This is a genomic window from Streptomyces sp. NPDC036822 (assembly GCF_055609145.1).
In genome coordinates, this window is sequence record NZ_JBVJPY010000056.1 from 1 (window position 1) to 4,195 (window position 4,195).

The window sequence follows — 4,195 nt, forward strand, 5'->3', positions numbered from 1 at the left end:
GGAATCAACACCGCCAACGACCGGGGGCTCTGCCACGTCACCACCCCAGCTGACCAGGCCTTATAGCCCTTCAGGGGCAGGATGAAAAAGGCTCATTGACTGCCGACCGCTGACCGCTGACAGCTGACAGCTGACAGCTGACCAAGTGTAACAACGCTTCAAGGGCAATATCCGGAGGACATTAGGGCAGAGTCATGCCCTGGTGGGGCCCAGGGTCTGTTCGACGTGACCTGCCGGAGATAGAGTTGGGCGATCTTCCATTGCCAGATTCGAGGTACTTCCTGTGACATACTATTCAAGCTGGCTGAGCCCCGTCGAGATAGGAGACTGGGCCAGTGCGATCCCCCTGTTCAAGGAGGGACTTCCGGATCACGAATGGACATCGGAGTCGATCTCGCATTTCATGCTAAGCCTGATGCCTGGATACCTAGGCCACCATAAGACCGACGCAGGAATAGCCGAGGAGCTGTTCAGTAAGACAGGGGGCTCCTTGACCTTGAGCCACTGCGAGCACGTAATTTCTTCCATGGAGTGGGCTGTCCAGCGGATGGAAGGGCAACGCTCTAAAGCCTTGGACACTATGCGGAAATCAGGCTGGCAAGAAGTCCCTGGTGAGACGCTGGATCTGTGGATTCTCACAGTTACAGGACGGCTACAATGGGGACAGGACGCTAGTCTACTAACTCCTGATGCAGCCAGCGATGCTGCGAGTGAGCTATTCCATGCCGTTCTTATAGGAAAGTATGGGCTTCGCGCCCTCCAGGATAGCTTGGCCGAGCACAGGAGCGAAGCTGATCGGCTTTTGGGAGAGCTAAGTAGAACCTCAGAGCACAAGCTTCCGGAACAGCCCCCCGCTCCCCAGCCCGCCCCCCGCCCACAGATTCACAAAGAGAGGAAGAATGAACTACAAACAGTCACAATTCCTGAATTTCTTAAAATAAGAGAAGCGAATCATACTCTTTATAAGGGAACGATGACCGGCGGGGTCGAGGACTTCTCGGTACACCGCAACGGCACTGCACTAATCTTCATATTCGACAGGGCAAGGCTCGGACAGCCGCTACAGCGTAAGGTCGATTCCCTCCCGAAGGTGCTTACGGGTGAAATTCGCCTAGAAAAGGCTGGTTCAACCTCGGAGAAATTGTCTAGAATTATCCGAAGGAAGAACTTGAAGAGCACGCATGGCGTAATGAGCATCAGCAAGTTGAGCGACTCCGGATTCCCGGACATCAGGAATATCGTAAAAAAATTTACGGGCTCAGATAAGGAAATCGTGTACGCGGAAAACGAGTAGTACGAAACGCGTCCGGTCGCCTGCTGGGGGTCCTTTACAATTGACAAAGTGCTGTTCGGTATCCTTACGATCTGCACGTGATTGCGGTGAGAAGTGATCGTGCTGGGTTGGGATGCATTGATACTCCGCGGACTTCTCGCAGCCGAGAGTATCGATGCCCTCGATCAGGTAGCGGTAGGCCAGTGGCCTACGAGATGCCGGCGTCCCGGGCCAGGCAGTGCACACACGCCCCGTCACGAATCCAGCGCAGCACCAGGACCGCCTGCCGGAATGGCTCCAGCGCTCGAGCTGCCAGCAGCCTCCCCCAGCTCTGAACGATGTTGCGCGGAACATCCAGCATGGCAACGTAGGTGACCAACGTGAAGCCCCCTGTGAACGGACAGACTCCTGAGAGAGACCTGTCCTACTCGTACTTCACGCCTATCGGCAGCCACCCTCAAGCCCCCGTAGCAGCGCGACAAATTTCGTTGATAAAGCCTCATTTTCGTTCTTGGCCGGGCAAAGTGGAGTCGCGCGCAAAGCGGCTCCACCCCGTCGGCGGTAGATCCATACCGGGCGCATCGGTGCTGCCTACACCGCTGCAGGGCTCGTGCGGCGGCCTGATCGAGAAGCTGGGTGCCCGGCAGCAGAGTCCTGCACGCTCGCCGCGGGGACCAGCACGGCGGGGAGGAGGCCAAGCGTGTCGGTGACGATGCTCCGCTTCCTGTCGACGATCTTTTTCCCGGCTTCGATGCCCTGACCTCGGACAGGGACGCTGGTGGAGGTCTTCACGCCCTGCGAGTCGATCACGCAGGCCGACGGCTCGCCGTCCCGCCCCTCCTTCTCCCGTAACAGCCGCTTCAACAGGCCGTTGTGCTGGCTGACACGCCCTCGTCGGCCCATTTGGCGAAGTAGCCGTAGACCGTGTTCCAGTGCGGGAAGTCGTGCGGAAGGTAGCGCCACTGCACCCCGGTGCGGTCCACATACAAGATCGCGTCCATGATGTCGCGCAGATCGCGCTCCGGCGGCCGGCCGAAGTGCAGAGCCCTGCCACGGCGCTCGAAACGCCAGGCCGAGAGCACGGGCTCGATCAACTCCCAGCGGGCATCAGACAGATCACTCAGATAGGGCGTCGCTTCGGCATGCTTAAGGCGTACCGCCCCGGACTGAGTGCGCCCAAGCGCACAGTGCCGACAACGGAAGCACTCAGCCACGAAGGCCGGGCATCCAAGGATGAGACAGGCGCAGCCACTTCCCCACCCACCTGGCCACCAAAAATCAGCCCGCATCTCCAACAGCACGAGCACCACAACCCGGCGACCCGAAACCACTGAGCCTCTTTCATCCTGAATAGTTGTGGGTCAGTAGGGTGTGGATGGCTTGGACGATGGTGCCGATGCGTCGGGTGGAGCATCGGGCTCGGTGGAGGATCCGCCAGGATTTGAGCTGTGCGAAGGCGCGTTCGCCGGAAGCTCTGAGTCGGGCGTGGTCGCGGTTGAACTGCTGGTAGTGCTCGGGTTGTTCGCGGTGGTTCTTGTGCGGGGTGCGAATGGTGGCGCCGGCGTCCTGGTAGGCACGGTCCGCCAGGACGAGGATCTGCCGGGTCAGACAGGCCTGCACGATGCCGTAAGCCCGGGCCGCGGTCAGGTCATGAGTGCGGCCGGGTGTCGCACGCGAGAACCACAGCGGTGCGCCGTCGGGCCGGGCGATGACCTGCACGTTCATGCCGTGCCTGCGGTGCTTCATGGAGTAGTACGGCTCGTCGGCGGCGATGGGGTCGATGGGGATCAGCGTGCCGTCGACGATGACGTGGTCGCCTTCACCGAGGCCGGTGAGTGCTTCGTAGAGGCCGGGTGCCCAGCCGGCCAGGACGTCCAAGGTCTCGTCGACATAGCGCCAGGCGGTGGCCTGCGATATCCCGAAACCCGTCCCGAGCTGCGAGAACGTCTCGTTCTTCCGTAGATGGACGAGCGTGAGCAGAGCCTGTTTGAAGCAGCCGAGCTTGCGCCAGCGGGTGTTGCGGGCCTGGCGATGCTCGTGGAGCAGCCAGGCAACGTGCTCGACCAGCTCGTGCGGGACGTCGAGCATGGCAGGATACGGAAACCTTCAGGGCCCCTTCGGTCGCCAACGTGTTGAGTGAGATCACCACGCCAACCGAGGAGGGGCCCTGCCTCGTCACCACACCTGCTGACCAGCTCATTTCACCCTCCAGTGTCGGTGTACTCCTCTGAGTGCTCCGCCAAGTACAGGCAAACGTGCACCGCTTGATGGTTGGCCGTGGGCAGTCTCGGGGTCTCTCCGTGGGCTGTCATGATCTCGGCCATGGACGAGATCACCAAGGTTCTGAGACGGGAGTTCGACGCAGAGGAGGGCAGCTTCCTGCTGCGGCTGCGTGGGGATCTGGAGTGGGACCGGGCGGCTTTCACCCGCCTGGAACGGGCAATGCGGGCCGCGTGTGAGCGATCTCAGTCCGACGAGAAGCTCGATCGATGGGTCGCTGAGGGGTTCTATGAGGTCGCGACCTGGGTTCCGTTGTGGACGTCACACTCGAACTTCCCCAAGCCGGCGCCCGATTCCTACTTCGCTGACTGCATCGAGCGAATCGGGGATCTTGCCAACTGGTATTTCCGGGGCTGGCACGACTACTCCGAGGGACATGTCTGGACTGACCTGTGAAAACTCTGGGGAGCTTGGTCAGGCTGCGTCGTCCCGGTCGCGTTCGATGGCAGCGAGCCGGTTCTTGAGCCGGTAGCTGGGGCCGTTGATGGAGATGACATCGCAGTGGTGCAGGAGCCGGTCGAGGATGGCGGTGGCCAGGACCTCGTCGCCGAACACCTGTCCCCATTCGCTGAAGGTCTTGTTCGAGGTCAGGATGATCGAGCCCTTTTCGTAGCGCTTTGAGATCACCTGGAAGACCAGGTT

At 60.7% G+C, this 4,195-nt stretch carries 3 protein-coding genes and 2 pseudogenes; 2 read left to right on the forward strand and 3 right to left on the reverse strand.

From position 1 onward, the window contains the following. The first annotated feature begins 283 nt into the window (after window positions 1–283). Window positions 284–1,294 (forward strand): hypothetical protein, encoded by a 1,011-nt coding sequence (locus ACZ68P_RS36095; protein ID WP_471013593.1) that lies wholly within the window; start codon window positions 284–286, stop codon window positions 1,292–1,294. A gap of 618 nt (window positions 1,295–1,912) precedes the next feature. Here ACZ68P_RS36095 and ACZ68P_RS36100 read toward each other — a convergent pair. Together ACZ68P_RS36100 and ACZ68P_RS36105 are read right to left on the reverse strand one after the other, a co-directional pair. Next, a pseudogene (locus ACZ68P_RS36100) lies at window positions 1,913–2,397 on the reverse strand (IS5 family transposase); the annotation flags it as partial. A gap of 217 nt (window positions 2,398–2,614) precedes the next feature. After that, window positions 2,615–3,422: pseudogene (locus ACZ68P_RS36105) on the reverse strand (transposase family protein). A gap of 173 nt (window positions 3,423–3,595) precedes the next feature. Here ACZ68P_RS36105 and ACZ68P_RS36110 point away from each other — a divergent pair. Beyond that, window positions 3,596–3,949: a hypothetical protein gene (locus ACZ68P_RS36110; protein WP_471013595.1), complete on the forward strand. Its 354-nt coding sequence runs from the start codon at window positions 3,596–3,598 to the stop codon at window positions 3,947–3,949. Between the two features lie 18 nt (window positions 3,950–3,967). On the opposite strand, the gene ACZ68P_RS36115 is transcribed toward ACZ68P_RS36110, so the two are convergent. Further along, on the reverse strand, window positions 3,968–4,195 hold a 228-nt coding region (locus tag ACZ68P_RS36115; protein WP_471013597.1), incomplete at its 5' end, for an ATP-binding protein.